The following is a 14,639-nucleotide window of genomic DNA, read 5'->3' as shown; positions in this document are numbered from 1 at the left end:
CCGGCACCTTCACCCCGGCCAGCGGGTTGCCGCCCCAGTTCTCCGACAGCGGCACCGTCGAGCGTGGGGTGGAGGCGCTGATCTGGTCGGGGTTGACCAGCGCGACGCCGAACTCGCCGGTGTTGAGGCTGTGATCGCCCGAGGCCAGCTCGCCGGCCATCGCACTCGACTGCGGGTCCAGCCGGGCCCCGGTGGGGATCGGGTTCCACAACCAGTCGGCCTTGCCGAAATACGGACGTCCCCCGACCACACACGAGGTCCCCGCCCCGGCACCACGGGCCGAGCCACCGGTACTCCCAGCGGTATCGCCACCGGTACTGCCGGTGCCGGTTCCGGTGCCGGTGCCGCAGGTGGTGGTGAATGTGGGGGTGCCGACCCCGGCGGCGGCGAGGCTGTCGCGCAGCCGTGCCGCCGCGGCGTCGCCGGCGTGCGCGAGCGCGGCGTAGAGGTCGGTCGCGGTCTGGCGCCACCCGCACCCGCCCGCCGCGGCGTTCGTGCTGGTCGAGGCGGCGAGCAGGACCGGTGCGGTGGTGGCCGTCGGGCCGGTGAACAGCGGCCCGGTGAGCGTCGCCGCGGCGATCACCGCGGCCGCGGCCAGCGCAGAAACCCCCATCGCCTACCTCCCCAACCCAGTGGTGCCGGTGGTGAACCCGGGTGGTGTGGGGAAGTCCCAGGTGAACGCGTCGGCGACGTGCGCGGCGAGCTCGCGGGCCGCGGCGCGGGTGCGCGGGCGCAGCGCCTCGAGGTCGATACGCCCACCCTCGATCAGGTGCGGGTCACGCGGGATCTCCACGACCGCGCGGCAGCGGCGTTCGAAGTGCGCGCGTAACGCGGCCGGGTCCACGCTGCGGGCCCGCCGGTCGCAGGTCAGCACGATGACCGCGTCGGCGACCAGCTCGTCGAACCCGTGCGCGACCAGCGAGTCCAGGGTCTTGTCGATGTGTCCGGCGGCGTCGATGGTCGGGGCGCCGGTGACGATGAGGCTCCGCGTGCTCTCCAGCGCGCCGGTCATCGCCGAGTGGATGAGCCCGGTGCCGGAGTCGGTGATGACGATGTTGAAGAACCGCACCAGCAGGGCCAGGACCCGGCGGTACTCGTCGCGGTTGAATGCCTCGGACTTCGCCGCGTCCTGATCCGAAGCCAGCAGCTGCAGCCGGCCGGCGGTGTTGACGAACCGGGCGACGTCGGGGAACGAGACGAGCTGGTCGAGGTCGGGCCGGTCGAGCAGCTGGCGGACGGTGGCGGTGGCCGGGTGGCCGAGCAGGCGGTCGGCGAGGTTCCCGGCGTCGGGGTTGGCGTCCATCGCCACGACCCGGTCGGCGCGGTGCTCGGCAAGGGTGAGCCCGAGCAGCGCGGCGGTGGTGGTCTTCCCGACCCCGCCCTTGGTGCTGGCCACGGTGACGGTGTGCCAGCCCGACAGCGGGGTCCGGATCCGGTCGAGGTAGCCGCGTTCGGCCAGCTCACGCGTCGAGGCGCCCGGGTTGACCCGACCACCCGACAGCGAATACAGCAGCCCGCGCACCCCGCGCCGCGGCGGCGGGGCCGGGGCGAGCTGCGCGCGCAGGTAGGTGTCGAACCCGACCGGCACCGTCGGCGCCTGCGCGTTCGCCACCGCCGCCGGGTCAGGCGCGGGCCGAGCAGCGGCCGGCGTCAGCTGAATCGCCGCGGGCACAGGCGCCGGTGGCGGTGGCGGTGGGGGAGTTGGTGGGACCGGCACGGCCACGGGCAGTGTCGGCGGCCGCGGCGCGGCCGCGGGCGCAGCACCCGGCCCACCGGTGTCGGTGTCGGTGGGCTGGTCAGCCGCCTCCCGAGCGGGAACGGGCCGCAGCGGCACGACCGCGGCACTCCACTCCGGGTGCGACGCCGACGACGTCACCGGCGGGACGGTCTTGCGCCGCCACGGCGGTACCACCGCTGACACCGCCGGGGCCGCATCGGCGGCCTGCGGCTCCGGCCGGGCCGACGCGGGAGCCGCCGACGCAGGGACATCCGGCGCAGGGTTCTCCGACGCCGGGACGTCCGGGGCAGGGTTCTTCGGCGCAGGGATCTGCGGCGCAGGGATCTGCGGCACGGGGGACGCCGTCGCGGGAACCTCTGCTGCGGCCGGGTCGGGTACCGGCGGGTCCGCGCTGGACGCCGCCGACGGCGGCGGCGTCTGTGGTGCCGGATCGGCCGGGTCCGTCGCGGCCTGGGGCAGGTCGGTGAGCGGGGGCTCGGTGGGCGTCGCCGCCGCGCTTGGGGCGCTGACGGTCACCGTGCCGGCAGCCTCGTTGAGGCTGAACCGCCACGGCATCAGAGACGGATCCTCGATCCACGAGGCGGACGGATCGGTCATCGCTGCGTCCCTCTGCTTCCGTGCGGGTGGGCCGGGCGCTGCGGGGGACGAAGCCCCAGGTCGATCTTCAGCTCGCCGGAGGGCAGCCGGACCACCGGCGGTGCCAGCCGGGTCCAGGACGACTCGCCCGGGGCCCAGCCCGCGCCGCTCGGCGGCGGGCAACACGACATCACCGCGGGATCGGTGTCGGTGGGGGGCGTGATGGTGTGGGGGCGCGGGCAGGTGCGCTGGAAGCTCAGCACCCGGGCGGTGACCTCGACGATCAGGCCACCGCACTCGGTGCGCAGGGTCCGCCCCGGAAGGACCACTTCCACGCGCTGCCTGCCCGCGCCCGACCAGCCCAGGGTGGCGCCCCTGGGATCACGCAGCAGGGTCCGCAGGACCTGTGCGCGACGTGTCGGGTCGTCCTCGTCCCAGGACAGGAACTCCGCGACGAACCGCCCGGCGAACGCCGCGCCCTCGAGCTCACCGACCAGCCCCGCCGCCTCGGCACCACCGGGATCGGGCGGTGGCGGGCTCCCGTCCGCGCCGGGGGTCGCCGGGGCGACGAGGGGGATCGGCAGGGTCGTCGCGGCCCGCCACGGGCCGCGACGCAAGCTCCGCCGGGAGTGCTCACGTGACGGCTGCTCGGGCCGGTTGAGATCAGGACGGTCGAAATCAGGACGCGGGATGAGGGCTGGGGCCACCGCTGAGGGCATCCACAGCTCGGCGCCATCGGACGCGACACAGCGTGCGCCCTCGTGCAGCGGCGCGATCGGCGCCCCGGCCGCCGGCCCGGTGAACAGGTGCTGCAACGATGCCGCGCCTACCGCTCCGGGACCTGGCGACAGCCTCACCCCCGCATCAGCTGCGGCCGGCCCCGGCGCCGCAGACGGGGCCAAGGGCGGAGGGCCGGACCAGGCCGGCCCCGGCGACATCGGCCTCGGCGGCATTGGAGCCGGTGGGGCGGGCGGCAGCGCAGGCGTCGACACAGCGGCCAGTGAGCGCGTCGGGACCGCGCCAGGGACGAACTCAGGACCGGTGGGCGGAAACGGCTGCGGTGGCGCTGGTGGCGAGCTCGGCGGCGGAGGTGGCGAGCTTGGCTGCGGCATCGGTGGCGTCCTCGGGACGGGAGGCGCAGAAGCCGTGGGAACGGCGTGAGCCGGGGCGACGGCGGGAGGTGCGCTGACGCCCGGGGCGATCTGCCACCCCGCAGCGACGCCACCGCGCCCGCCGTTGCCCCGGCCACGTGCCACCGGAGGCCCCCTTCCAACGACATCACATCGCCATCCCCCGATGGCAGGCGCAACTCTACAGATTCGCTTCTTCCGCGCAATAGGCGTGTCAGATCTAGCTACCGAGACGTGTACCCGGGTACGGTGCAGTCAACAGGTCCGCTACTGGTTCGATGGTGACGGGCTGAGGGAACGCGATGCCGAGCGGAGGTCGCGCCCCGGACACGGGTTGGGCGCGCCGCCGATTACCGGTGATGGGTGTGCTCGGAGAGGAGCTGGGTGTGGGACTGACCTTCGCGGACCGGCTGAACATGGTGTTCGCCGCGTTCCTGCAGCCACCCAACGAGATCGGCGAGCGGGTGGAGTGGACGAACACCCAGGTCGTGCGGGCCATGGAGCACCTGCACGGGCGCCCGATCTGCACCGTCGGGCATCTGCGGTCGCTGCGCAATGGCAGCCGCACCAAGCCGTCGGTGGAGATCGCCAGCAGCCTGGCCCGCACATTCGAGTACCTCTCGCGCACCGAGCCCGAACCCGGCCGGGCCTCCGCGCTCGCGGCCTACCTCGTCCTGGACCCGGCCGAAGGAAGCGCCGAGGACCTCGACACCATCCGCGGCATCCACGCCCAGCTCGAGCAGGCGATCGCCGTGCGCGACAGCGGCTTCCAGATGGACAGCCGCCCGCAGGTCGTCGGGATCATGGCCCGCCTCGGTGACCTCGAGGACGAGGAGTCCCTGCAAGCCGTCGAGGCCCTCGTCGAGCAGCTCGGCCAGGAGGAGAAGAGCCGCCGCGGCAAGCTGCGCCGCCGCAAGTGACTCCCAGGCCCTCCCAGGACGACGCCGTGAAGGGGATGTGGTGAGCGGGGTCGTCGACGTCGCGTTCCGGGTGCTCGCGATCCTGCTCTGGGCGGCCCTGATCGTGGCGACGGTGCGGCTGACCAGCCTCCGGACCCTCGGCTGGATCGGGGCGCTGGCCCTGGCGGTGACGCTGCGGATCCGCCCGATCGGGGCCAGCGTCGACATCCTCACCGGCCGGCTGGCGCTGAGCGTCCTGGCCTCGGACCTGCTGCTGATCGCCGCGGTCACCCTGCTCACCTGCACCCACCTGCGCCAACGCTGCCGGCCCCGGCTCCTGGCCGTCGCCACCGTCGCCGGTGTCGTCGTGTGCGCGGGCTGGGGTGTCGGGATCGCTCCCGGCCCGGCCTCTGTCGCCCCGGACGGGGTGCTCCCGCTGCTCGGGCGGCCCGGGGTGCTGGTCGGGCTGCTCGCGTTCTGCGTGTTCGTCGTGCTCGCCGCGGCGCTGTTCGTGCAGACCACCGCGCGGGCGCTGCTCGACCTCGCCCCCGGCGCGCTGCGCCGCGACCTCACCGCGGCCGCCGCGCTGGCCGGGGCGGTGCTGGCCTGGGCCCTGACCGCCACCGTGTTCACCGTCCGCGCGCTCGCCGTCGGGGGGCTGTCGGCGGGGGTCTACCAGCTGCTCGACGCCGCCCTCGCCGTCCTGGTCGGGCTGGGCATCGCCGCCGGGGCCCGCCCACTGCTGCGCGGGCGCGGCGTCGCCCCCGACGTCCAGCACGAACAGGTCCTGCAGCTGCACCGCTGGCTCACCGACCGCACCCGCCGCGCCACCACCAGCCCCGCCGCGGTGGCCGACCTGTTCGTCGCGGTCGTGGAGATCCGCGACCGGATCTGGGCGGTCCAGCGCTGGGTCCACCCCGACGAGGTCACCCAGGCCGTCGCGATCGGCCGCCGCCTCGGGCTGTCGGGCCCGGACGCCCGCGCGTTCGCCGTCGGCGTCTGTCTGGAGATCGGCATCGCCGGAGTCGAGGCCGACGACCCCCAAGAACCCCGCGGCGCGGACCTGAGCGCCCTCGGCGGATCCAGCGTCCAAGCCCAGGAAATCGCCTGGCTCGCCCAGGTCCAGCGCGTCCGCACCGAGCACTACGCCGCCGCCGCGGCCGCGGAAATCCTGCACGGAACCACCGCCCGCCACGCTGGCGCCATGTGATCATGAACGTGCGATCCGCCCCAGGCCCCACCTGCAGAGGTCAGAGGAGTTCGAGGAGCACCGGATGAGCCGCGCCGAGCAGCTGCCCGACGCCGAGGACGCTGTGACCGAGCACGCCCGGGAGCATCTGAGGGCGACCGACCACGCCACCCTGGCCCGCTGCCGGCGGCGCCTGCGCGCCCTGCTGCCCGAGCTGCCCGACACCCTCGAGGAGCTCCGCGCGCGGATGGAGGCCATCCGCGGCCGTGAGATCGACCTGCAGATCACCGACCCCGGCACCCTGAAACTCCCGTCCGGGTTGTGGAGCCAGCTGCGCGCCACCGGTGACCGGCCCGCCCGCGACCTGATCTGGGTCGACCGGCGCACCAGCCCGTTCGCCCGCACCGTGGTCGCCTGCCACGAGTTCGGCCACATGATCTGCGGCCACGACCCGCAACCCACCCGCGAGGCCGTCGCCGACCCAAAGCCGCTCACCGAGCTCGCTCCCCGGCTCTCGCTCGACCCCGCCCAGATCAGTGCGGTCATCGGCCGCTGCGGCGAACCCTACGAACCCGGCTCCCCGGAGTGGCAGCGCGAACGCGAGGCCGAGCTCACCGGGCGCATCCTCGCCCAGCACATCCTCGACCCCGACCGAGCCCGCTCTCGCGGGCTGCTGCGCGCGCTCAAGGGACGCCGCTAAGGCTCGCGACCGCGCCAGCGCTATCCGACGGGCGCCACCAGGGATTCCGCGCCGGCGGCGGGCGCTGTTGTGCGAGCCACCGTGCTGCGCCTCGTCGTCGGCGGTGCGGCGGTGGTGGTCACCGGCGGCGCAACTGTGGTGGTCACCGGCGGAGCGGGCGGTGTTGCCTGCGGCGGAACCGTGGGCTGCACCGGAGGCGCAACGGGTGGCCGCGGGGCCTGGCGCCCTCCGCCGTTGCCGTACCACTGACGGCCCCGGTCGTCGGTGGGCGTGCAGAAGAACCCGGCGTCGGTGTCACCGGGCCGGATCGGGGTGCACCACAGGGAGAAGCCGTCGTCGTCGCGGCCGCCGGGGGACGCCGACGCCGAGGTGGCCACCACGACAGCGGCGCCGGACGCGATCGCCACCGCCGCAGCGATGACCGCGAACTTGCGGGTGATCTTCACGAAGAGACTCCGGGGGAGAGCGGGGGGAGCGTGCTCTCCCGGGTTCGATCTTGACCGACCGTGTCGTTACGCGCGATGCGCCACCGTGACCTGGGTTCGGCCACCTGGCCCAACCGGTGACGACGAACGGTCCGCCCGACCGGCACACCTGTCGACCCCGCCCTGGAAGCGCGCGACTGCTACGCAGGCTTGGAAGGGCGACTACGACGACGGCCGGGGCGACGACGGGCGGAGGCGGGCGCGGCGCTGGGCGATGAGCCGCTCGGCGTGTGCGAGCCACGCCTCGCGATACCCGGCCGGCTCCTGCCCGTCGGTCCAGGGGTAGTCCGAGGTGGTGAGCTCGGTGGCCGCGTAGGTCACCTCGTGCATGAACGCCCGGCCTCCCACAGCGATGGCATCGCCCATCAGTTCGTCTTGGCGGTCCGGCTCGTAGGGCACCTCGTGGCCATACATCGACGCGTCCGCGGCCTGGGCTCAGCCGACTGGGGCGCCGGAGGTGCCCCCGACGAACTGGGCCATCCGCCCACCCGGGGTGTTCATCGCGGTGTTGTAGGCCTCGGCCGGCGTCATCCCCCCACCCGAGCCACCCGAGCCACCGGAGTCCCCACCCGAGGAGTCCCCACCAGAGGAGTCCCCACCGGAGGAGCGCTTGGCACTGCTGCCGGAGTCCGAGCCCGAGCCCGAGCCCGAGTCCGAGCCCGAGTCCGAGCCGGAGTCCGACGAGCTGGGCTTGGCCGCGGCCTTGCGCTGCGAGCCCGACCCGGACGAGCCCGACCCCGAGGAGCCCGAGTCCGACGAGCCCGAGGCGCCGGAGCTGCTGTGCGTGGGGGAGCCCTCGACGGCGTTGCGCACCGGCTGGGTGGCCGAGTCGGCGGTGCCGACGGTGTCGCTGACCGGGCGGATCGGCGTGACCGGCTTGCGGGCCTGCGACGGCGCACCGTCGGCCAGCACCGCGGGGTCGCGGCGGTCGCTGTTCCCGGTGACCGGCGGGGTGTGCGATCCGCTGACCGGCGGCGGCGGGGCGGGCCGGTGGTTGCGCAGGTCCAGCACTTGGCTGGCCAGCGCGGAGGTCTGGTCGGTCGGATCGGGGACCGGGCTGCTCGACACGACGGACACACTCTGCTGCAGCCGCGCCAGGTCGGCCTGCCGCGCGGCCCGCTCCTGCTCGAGCAGGTCGCGGCGGGCGGTCAGCGAGTCGCGCACGAACTGCTGATCCGGGGTCAGCTTGCCGTGGGGCAGCCCGTCGAGCACCGCGGTGATCTGGGCGAGCTGGCGGTCCAGGTCCGCGAGCTGGCCCCGGGCTTGGGCGAGCTGGTCGGCGGTCGCGAGCTGGCCCTGCAGCGCGGCGCGCTGCTGCTCGAGCAAGGTCTTGCGCGCCAGCAGCTCCTGCACGACCGCGGGGGTCGCCCCGGCGTAGAGCGGGGCGATCTGGCTGTCCCACACCGCCTCGGCCGAGGTGATCGAGTCGAGCTGGGAGTTGATCGAAGCCAGCGAGATCTTGGCCTGGGACTCCCAGTCCGCCTGCGCCACCACGCGCGGCGCGTGGTCGGGGTCGAACCAGTCGGGCAGGTTCTTCACCGCGAACGTGCCACCGGCCGCGACCACACCCGCGGCGGCCACCACGCCGACGAACCGGCGCGTCGCCCGCGCGCGGGCCGCGCGGGCCGCTTCCTTCCGCTGGTACTTCTCGGCGATCTCGGCATCGACCAGCACCTTCCGGCGCCGGCCCGGCCCGGCCGTCGAGGGCAGGCTGCTCAACGCGTCGACGGCCAGCCCGATGCCCGGTCGCGGCCCCGTCCCCGCGGAGCGCGCCGCGGACATGTCGCCGGCGACGCTCGCGGTCGCGCCGCGCAGCAGCGCGCGATGGGCGGCGTGATGTGCCGGGGTGCAGTACCGGCGCGGCGGGCGCCCGTCCTCGACGTCCGGCACGGTCTGTGTGCAGTCGGGCAACGCGCACTGCGGCCGATCCACGACGCCCCCTAAGATCACCACGCGCGGTCGCTCCAGCACGTCGAACCATCTCGACAACGCGGGACTGCGAGTCGCGCCAAATACCCATCTCCATTTTCCTCAGACAAGACAGGTGCTGGCAAACCCATGCTGGCCTGGGGAAATGTTGAGAATGCGATCATCGCCGTTCGGCGACGGCATCACTGCTACCGACGGTCATGGAACGCGCGGTCGAGCAGCTCGTTCGGATCAGCACGACCGTCGGCGGCGAGGTGGCGGTGCAGCAGACCGTGACCCGTCCGGGGACAAGTGCCACCATCAGTGTGATCATCGGCCACACTGATCATGCTGGCCGCCCGGGGCCGGCTGCGAAGCGTGGGAGGCGCCGTGGCCCCAAGATCACCCAGACGGGCCCCGACGTCCACGACATCCCCGCCGACGACCGCCTCCACCAGGAAATCCGCGGCCCAGCGGGCGCCGGGGATGAGCGTGCCGGAGAAGGTCGAGCGGCTGTTCGCGACTGTGAAGCCGGCCGGCGGGCTCGGCCGCGAGTACACCCACCCCGAGATCGCCGAACGCGCCGCCGCGGCCGGCTACGCGATCTCGCCCAGCTACGTCTGGCAGCTGCGCCACAACCCCGAGAAGCGGCCCACGATGCGTTCGCTGGAAGCACTCGCCGCCGCGTTCGAGGTGCCCGTGGCGTACTTCTTAGACGACGACGCCGCCACCGCGCTGCGTGATGACCTCGCGCTGCTCGCCGCCCTGCGCGACCCAGCAGTTCGTGACCTCGCCATCCGCGCCTACGGCCTGTCGGCCGAGACCGTCGCCGCCCTCGCCACGTTCGCCGACCGGGCCCGGGAATGGGAAGGGCTCGGCCCTCCCTCTCTCACCGACGCGCCGACTGACCTCGGGTGAGGTCGGTCGTGGTCATCGTGGTTCGCCAGCTACAGGCGATGGCCGGGGGCCGGGGCGACGGATCGTGACCGCCGTTCCGTAGGTCGCCGCGACCCTCTGATCCACGCACGGCGCCGCCCGGCCGAGTGCCCCCTGCCCAGCCGGGCGACATCGTCACCGGCGAAGCCCGCCCCACCACTCCAGGACCCCCACGTCGGAGAGGATCACCAGCAGCAGGACCACCACGACGGCGCTGATCATCCACCGGGTCCAGGGGGCCCAACTGTCGGCGGCGACCGCCGAGCAGAACGCCGCCCAGGCGCCGTGTCCAGGCATGCCGCTCCCCATTCCGCTACTGCACATCGTTTTCCCCTCCAGGGGTGAGAAACCGTCACCGGACGATTCGCCGGTATCTGTTTTGCGAGCCGCGGGGGCCTCTGGACAATGTGTACCGGAGTGGGGCGTGGGCCCGCAAACGACGCGCAACCGGGTGATGATCTCGCCGTCCTGTCATTCTCGACCGGGAGCTGGCGCGGGGGACGCGACTCTACGCAACCGGGTCTGAGCTGGTTAGATCAGGTCAGCAGGGCGAGCAAACGAGCAACCGGGAAGATCCGCAGGTCGCGCCGCACATGGGCTGTCTTTCTCCGATGTCTTTTCGCCATGGAAAGCCGGCCAAGCCGTTTTTCTGTCATTGTCGGCATGTTTAAGTCGCTGCAGTTATCGCAATATATGCCTGCATCGGGGGTGAAAATTCGTGCCCCTGTTCCACCCATTCGGAGCAGCTTCGACGACGGGAGGGGTGGCGTGGCCGACATCGACGACATCAAGCAGCGCGGCGGCATGATCGCCCTGCTCCCCGCCGACCGCGACCTCGTCGTCGTCGTCGTCGACGGCGACGACACCGCGCCCGACGAACTGGCCGGGGACATGTACCGGGTGGAAACGCGACGGGCTACTCATCCCGCAGGGCATCACCGCCAAGGGTCGGCCGCTGGATCGACGGCCACGAGGCCGCACTGATCGCCGTGAAGAAACCCATCGGCTGTGGCTCGGCGGGGCGGCCCCCGACCCGCCACCCAGAGGCAACGACAATGACTCATAATCGAACGTATGTTCGACCGCGAGGGCGAAGCGCCAGACGTGCTGGACAGCGCGGACCCGGCTGTCCGTCGCTGCGATCCGCCGGTGCCGGTGTGGGTGGACCTCGCTGCGCTCACTCAGCAGCAGCGTTACGGGCGTGGGCACCGATCCGGTGGTGTGTTCGTGGGCGGTGTCGTCCGGGCGATCATGTGGGCCCAGGTCATGACCGAGCGCGCGTTCTGGCTCGGCGTGGTCACTTGCGAGCTGGAGCGCGGCGGCGTGCCGGTCCTCACCGCCCCGGCCGTCGTCCCTCAATGGGCCATTACGCGGCGCCGGCCCGGCACCGGCCGCCGGCAACAGGGCAAGGCCAGCAACCGGCCCACGCTCGCGCAGCGGCGTTCAGGACCCCGTTCGCGCCGGCGGTGAACGAAGCCTGGGGCGGCCTCAGGAGCCCGCGACGAGGACTCTGCTTCCGCCCGGAACGGGCGTGTCGAGATCGGGTACCGGTTCCCCGTCGAGGCGGAGTCGTCCGGCCGCGTGGTGCCGCTCGATGCTCTCCTCGGACAGCCCGGCAGCGAGGGCGAACTCGCGGACGGTGCGCGTGGATTCCTCGGTCACCAGGTCAGCATGTCGGACCGGGGCACATGCCCCCTGACCGTGGCGGCTCCATGACGCGCCACTGCACTCTGCGGTACGGGTTCGGGGACGAGCTCGCAGACAGCACGCGCCGCGGCCAGGTGCGAGCCCCTCGCTCTACGGTTTGTGCAGGTGGATCAGTGGTTGGTAGTGACCTCGGGGTCGCTGGCCGGGTCGTATCGGTGGCCGATGTGGCTGGCGGCCTCGGCAGCGCTGTCCAGCGCGAGCCGTAGCCCCTCCACGTCGGACTTCACGCGCCCGTCACCGAGGTAGCGGCCGAGCTGCGCCCGCAGCTCGTTCACGTCCAGCCGGTCGGTGTCCGAGTACGGCTCGCCGTGCTCATCCAGGCGGGTCGCGCTGGCGTGCAGCTGGTCGATGAGCTGCGGCAATCGGGCCGCCGCGACGCCGAGGTTGCGCAGCGTCGACGCCAGCTGCGGGGCCGGTAGCCGCACCGTCATGGTCGCGCGGTTGAGGTAGCGCACCAGCTCCGCCACCGCGGCCGCGGCCGCGGTGACGCTCTCCGGGGTGTGCGGGCCGTCCAGGGCGAACGCGTCGTGCACCCAGGCGTCCGGGTCTTCAGGGGCCGTCATCAGCACACCCTCCCACCGGGCCCCGACTGGAACGACCTCGCCGCGGAGCCTGGGGAGTCGTGGGGTGTGGGCCCGCTGCGGGCGACGTCGTTCTGGCGGGCGCAGCGGCACCCACGACGACTGCACCCAGGACGGCTGCACCTACGACGACGGGGATCGGCTGAGTCACGTCGTGGAGCGGTGGTGGGCCGGGCTCATGCATCGGTGATGTCCTGTCTCGTCAGGGATGGGCGTGTCCGAGTGCGTGCTCGACCGTGGCTTCCCTTGCGGCCAGGTCTGCGGTGCACTGGCCCTTCGCTCCGTACAGCCGCCGAAGGGCGGCGAGGTGCAGCAGCTCGCGCAGGGGGTCCATCTGCGCGAGCCCGCTGGTGACCGGCTGCTGCCCGACGGGCGGGTCCCCCGTCTCATGGTGAGTGCTTACCCACTGATCCAGCTCGTCGGCCACGGCGACGGGCTCGGCGACCGCGCGAGGGGTGTTCGAGGTGGACCCGAACGCGGCCGCGTGCTCGACCTGGTGGTCCCACGCAGCCACGGCGGGCTGCCATCGCTGTTGGACCTCCGCCGCGCCGGCGCCCAGCTCGTCGGCCAGCTCCGACCATCCAGTGCCGGTGAGGCGTTCGGTGAGGATTGCCGCGTTCAGGACCTGCTCGGCGAGCTCGCGCACGCGCAGCGCGTCAACCAGCAGCGCGCCGTCGTACCCGCTGTCGCCCGGCGAGGGCGAGGCGACGAGTCCACGGGCGAAATCGGAAAGCTCCCTGGCCGTCGCCGCGAGCGCGAGCCAGGCCAGGGAACCGCTGGTCAGCGGGGCACCGGCAACCGGTGCGGGCAGCACGTCATCCACGCCTCGAGGCTAGAAGCCGCCGCCGGGTCCGGTAAGGAGCTCGCGCGGTCCTGTGGATAACCGGACCGACAAGCCGATCCAGCCGGGCGCGGCCGGGAAAGGCGAACGACCCAGATGACGCCGGGGCTGACGCCCCGCACCGCCCGCGACCAGCGCGAACAGCGGATTCCGGCCGCACACCCCGCCTCCAATTACGGTAAAATCATGCGTGTGGGACGGATTGGCAAGCCGGTCCACGACGCACCGAAATCCCGAATCCGAGGAGCTGCACATGCACGCCATGCTCACCCTGCACGTCGACGAGCTGGTCGACCTCGAACGCGACCTGCGCGCCGACCGCGGCGAGATCGAGGACCTAGCCGTCTCGATCATCGAGCTGGGCCTGCTCGAACCGCTGATCGTCGTCCCCGACGGCTCGACCGGCGACGCCGGTCGCTACGTCATCCATGCCGGGCACCGCCGCCGCGACGCGATCCTGCGCGCCTGCGCGTTGCTGGCCACCGACCCGCAGCGGTTCGGACTCACCGCCGAGCACGCCGCCGCCCGAATCGAGGCGCTGCAGCAGGTGCCCTGCCTCGTGCGCCCGGACCTGGCCGGACGCGACGCGCTGACCCAGATCGCCGAGAACGGTGAACGGGTCGGCCTCACCGACGCCGAGCGCGCCCGCGGCCTGCAGATGGCCCTCGACGACGGCCTGGACATCGCCACGATCGCCCGGGCGACCGGCGTGAAGCCCGCGACGGTGCGGGCCGCGCAGAAGGTCGCCGCCCTGCCCGACGCCGCCCGCGAGGCGCTCGACAGCGGGCAGGTCGGGCTCGACGAGATCGCCGCGCTCGACGAGTTCGCCGACGACGAGAAAGCCCTCGCGCGGATCCTGCGCAGCAGCCACATCGAGTTCGCCGTCGCCGAGGAACGCCGCAAGCGCCAGCGCGCCGCCGACACCGCCGCGCTGCGCCAGCGCCTGGCCGACGAGGGCTACACGATCGTCAAGCGCCCCAAGGACTTTCCCTACTCCAGCCGCGAGACCGAGCTGGACCGGCTCAGCGACGAGGACGGCCGGACCCTGACCGTGGAGGCGCACGGCAAGCTCGACGGCCACGCCGTGTTCATCGACGCCCAGCACTACGGCGGCCCGGCCGCGGTGCACATCTGCACCGACCCGGAGGCCCACGGCCACACCCGCCGGTTCCGCAACGGCTACGTCTCCCCGGCCGAGGCCGCCGCGAAGGAGGCCGAGGCGCAGCTCGCGCGTGAACGCGCCGAGCAGATGGCCGCCGCCCGCGAGGTGCGGGCGAAGTTCCTGCGCAGCCTGATCGGCAGCCAGAAGGCCGCCGCCAAGCACCTCGACCTGCTGTGCACGATCACCGCACGCTGGCCCAGCGTGCTGGACGACGCCCACCGCCACCCCTACGCCGGGCAGCTGCTCGGCGAGGTCGAGTCCTGGACGCCCGGGCGGCTGCAGCAGCACGCGGTCGCGACCGCCGTGCTGGCCATCGACTGGATCGCCGAGGGCGGGCGCCGCTGGCGCATCGACGAGGACGCCGCGCTGTGGTGGTGGCAGCGGCTGGCCGAACTCGGCTACGACCTCACCCCCGCCGAGATCGCCCACCGCGACCGCCAGCAGGCCACCCTCGACCAGCGCCGGGCCGCCGAAGCCGCCGAGGAGACAGGAAACGAGCAGGACGACGAGCTGGCAGACGAAGTCGATTGGCAGGACCTGGACCCCGAAGACGTCGGCCCTGAGGGCCGGATTCCCGGGACCGCCAGCGATGCGTCTCCCGTAGACGACAACACCTCAGTGCCTGACCAGCACGAGGTCGAGGCATCTCGGGACAGCGGTTCGAGCGGGAGTGGGCCCGACACGGGCCGCGAGCGGGCCGCCTGATCCGCTCACTTCTCCCGGCGGGCGCCGCTCGGGCATGAGCCCGGGTCGGCGCCGGTCGGGAGTTCCGGCTCCGTCCTGAGGG

General features: G+C 73.2%; 16 protein-coding genes and 1 pseudogene. 7 read left to right on the top strand and 10 right to left on the bottom strand.

Annotated features, from left to right (window positions below; genetic code table 11):
* The 3 genes and pseudogenes from PSD17_RS02200 to PSD17_RS02190 all read right to left on the bottom strand — a co-directional run.
* A pseudogene (locus tag PSD17_RS02200) lies at nt 1-613 on the bottom strand (hypothetical protein); the annotation flags it as partial.
* A gap of 3 nt (nt 614-616) precedes the next feature.
* Nucleotides 617-2,335: a MinD/ParA family ATP-binding protein gene (locus tag PSD17_RS02195; RefSeq protein ID WP_013678727.1), complete on the bottom strand. Its 1,719-nt coding sequence runs from the start codon at nt 2,333-2,335 to the stop codon at nt 617-619.
* Complete coding sequence (locus PSD17_RS02190) at nt 2,332-2,931, bottom strand: hypothetical protein (protein ID WP_143771191.1); 600 nt, start codon at nt 2,929-2,931, stop codon at nt 2,332-2,334. Before PSD17_RS02190 ends, PSD17_RS02195 begins: the two co-directional genes overlap by 4 nt.
* An 899-nt stretch (nt 2,932-3,830) precedes the next feature.
* On the opposite strand from PSD17_RS02190, the gene PSD17_RS02185 reads away from it, so the two are divergent.
* The 3 genes from PSD17_RS02185 to PSD17_RS02175 all read left to right on the top strand — a co-directional run bounded on the left by PSD17_RS02185 (nt 3,831) and on the right by PSD17_RS02175 (nt 6,232).
* On the top strand, nt 3,831-4,364 hold the full coding sequence (locus PSD17_RS02185) for a hypothetical protein (protein WP_143771193.1): 534 nt from the start codon (nt 3,831-3,833) through the stop codon (nt 4,362-4,364).
* Between the two features lie 40 nt (nt 4,365-4,404).
* Nucleotides 4,405-5,553 (top strand): DUF6545 domain-containing protein, encoded by a 1,149-nt coding sequence (locus PSD17_RS02180; protein ID WP_013678730.1) that lies wholly within the window; start codon nt 4,405-4,407, stop codon nt 5,551-5,553.
* A 64-nt stretch (nt 5,554-5,617) separates the two neighbouring features.
* On the top strand, nt 5,618-6,232 hold the full coding sequence (locus tag PSD17_RS02175) for an ImmA/IrrE family metallo-endopeptidase (protein ID WP_013678731.1): 615 nt from the start codon (nt 5,618-5,620) through the stop codon (nt 6,230-6,232).
* A 20-nt stretch (nt 6,233-6,252) separates the two neighbouring features.
* On the opposite strand, the gene PSD17_RS02170 is transcribed toward PSD17_RS02175, so the two are convergent.
* From PSD17_RS02170 to PSD17_RS02160, 3 genes are all read right to left on the bottom strand, one after another.
* On the bottom strand, nt 6,253-6,678 hold the full coding sequence (locus tag PSD17_RS02170) for a hypothetical protein (protein WP_013678732.1): 426 nt from the start codon (nt 6,676-6,678) through the stop codon (nt 6,253-6,255).
* A gap of 201 nt (nt 6,679-6,879) precedes the next feature.
* A complete protein-coding gene (locus PSD17_RS02165; RefSeq protein ID WP_013678733.1) occupies nt 6,880-7,131 on the bottom strand; it encodes a hypothetical protein in 252 nt (83 codons plus the stop codon).
* Between the two features lie 21 nt (nt 7,132-7,152).
* Nucleotides 7,153-8,649, bottom strand: a complete 1,497-nt coding sequence (locus PSD17_RS02160; protein WP_013678734.1) for a hypothetical protein — start codon at nt 8,647-8,649, stop codon at nt 7,153-7,155.
* A gap of 462 nt (nt 8,650-9,111) precedes the next feature.
* Here PSD17_RS02160 and PSD17_RS02155 point away from each other — a divergent pair, with 462 nt between their 5' ends.
* Complete coding sequence (locus tag PSD17_RS02155) at nt 9,112-9,543, top strand: hypothetical protein (RefSeq protein WP_041763315.1); 432 nt, start codon at nt 9,112-9,114, stop codon at nt 9,541-9,543.
* A gap of 153 nt (nt 9,544-9,696) precedes the next feature.
* Here the strand turns inward: PSD17_RS02155 and PSD17_RS02150 are convergent, their stop codons facing one another.
* Nucleotides 9,697-9,858 (bottom strand): hypothetical protein, encoded by a 162-nt coding sequence (locus PSD17_RS02150; RefSeq protein WP_158511364.1) that lies wholly within the window; start codon nt 9,856-9,858, stop codon nt 9,697-9,699.
* 471 nt (nt 9,859-10,329) lie between these two features.
* Here PSD17_RS02150 and PSD17_RS02145 point away from each other — a divergent pair, with 471 nt between their 5' ends.
* Nucleotides 10,330-10,545 carry a hypothetical protein gene (locus PSD17_RS02145; protein ID WP_013678737.1) on the top strand — a complete coding sequence of 72 codons (216 nt, stop codon included), beginning with the start codon at nt 10,330-10,332 and terminating at the stop codon, nt 10,543-10,545.
* Between the two features lie 90 nt (nt 10,546-10,635).
* Nucleotides 10,636-11,031, top strand: coding sequence for a hypothetical protein (locus tag PSD17_RS02140; protein WP_041763318.1), 396 nt, complete (start codon nt 10,636-10,638; stop codon nt 11,029-11,031).
* A gap of 18 nt (nt 11,032-11,049) precedes the next feature.
* On the opposite strand, the gene PSD17_RS02135 is transcribed toward PSD17_RS02140, so the two are convergent.
* From PSD17_RS02135 to PSD17_RS02125, 3 genes are all read right to left on the bottom strand, one after another.
* Nucleotides 11,050-11,223, bottom strand: a complete 174-nt coding sequence (locus PSD17_RS02135) for a hypothetical protein (RefSeq protein ID WP_158511365.1) — start codon at nt 11,221-11,223, stop codon at nt 11,050-11,052.
* A gap of 155 nt (nt 11,224-11,378) precedes the next feature.
* Nucleotides 11,379-11,831, bottom strand: coding sequence for a hypothetical protein (locus tag PSD17_RS02130; protein ID WP_013678739.1), 453 nt, complete (start codon nt 11,829-11,831; stop codon nt 11,379-11,381).
* A gap of 220 nt (nt 11,832-12,051) precedes the next feature.
* On the bottom strand, nt 12,052-12,672 hold the full coding sequence (locus tag PSD17_RS02125) for a hypothetical protein (RefSeq protein ID WP_339121170.1): 621 nt from the start codon (nt 12,670-12,672) through the stop codon (nt 12,052-12,054).
* Between the two features lie 271 nt (nt 12,673-12,943).
* On the opposite strand from PSD17_RS02125, the gene PSD17_RS02120 reads away from it, so the two are divergent.
* Nucleotides 12,944-14,557 (top strand): ParB/RepB/Spo0J family partition protein, encoded by a 1,614-nt coding sequence (locus PSD17_RS02120; protein WP_339121168.1) that lies wholly within the window; start codon nt 12,944-12,946, stop codon nt 14,555-14,557.
* Nucleotides 14,558-14,639: the final 82 nt, after the last annotated feature.

It is taken from the genome of Pseudonocardia sp. D17, from assembly GCF_036984265.1.
GTDB lineage: Bacteria > Actinomycetota > Actinomycetes > Mycobacteriales > Pseudonocardiaceae > Pseudonocardia > Pseudonocardia benzenivorans.
Note: the sequence above shows the minus strand (reverse complement) of the source record. Positions and strands in the feature narration are given on the sequence as shown.

Excerpts from the sequence above, each read along its gene's own strand:
- PSD17_RS02150 (WP_158511364.1), bottom strand. The coding sequence starts at position 9,858 with ATGCCTGGACACGGCGCCTGGGCGGCGTTCTGCTCGGCGGTCGCCGCC.
- PSD17_RS02130 (WP_013678739.1), bottom strand. The coding sequence starts at position 11,831 with ATGACGGCCCCTGAAGACCCGGACGCCTGGGTGCACGACGCGTTCGCC.
- PSD17_RS02155 (WP_041763315.1), top strand. The coding sequence starts at position 9,112 with ATGAGCGTGCCGGAGAAGGTCGAGCGGCTGTTCGCGACTGTGAAGCCG.
- PSD17_RS02195 (WP_013678727.1), bottom strand. The coding sequence starts at position 2,335 with ATGACCGATCCGTCCGCCTCGTGGATCGAGGATCCGTCTCTGATGCCG.
- PSD17_RS02165 (WP_013678733.1), bottom strand. The coding sequence starts at position 7,131 with ATGTATGGCCACGAGGTGCCCTACGAGCCGGACCGCCAAGACGAACTG.
- PSD17_RS02175 (WP_013678731.1), top strand. The coding sequence starts at position 5,618 with ATGAGCCGCGCCGAGCAGCTGCCCGACGCCGAGGACGCTGTGACCGAG.
- PSD17_RS02120 (WP_339121168.1), top strand. The coding sequence starts at position 12,944 with ATGCACGCCATGCTCACCCTGCACGTCGACGAGCTGGTCGACCTCGAA.
- PSD17_RS02140 (WP_041763318.1), top strand. The coding sequence starts at position 10,636 with ATGTTCGACCGCGAGGGCGAAGCGCCAGACGTGCTGGACAGCGCGGAC.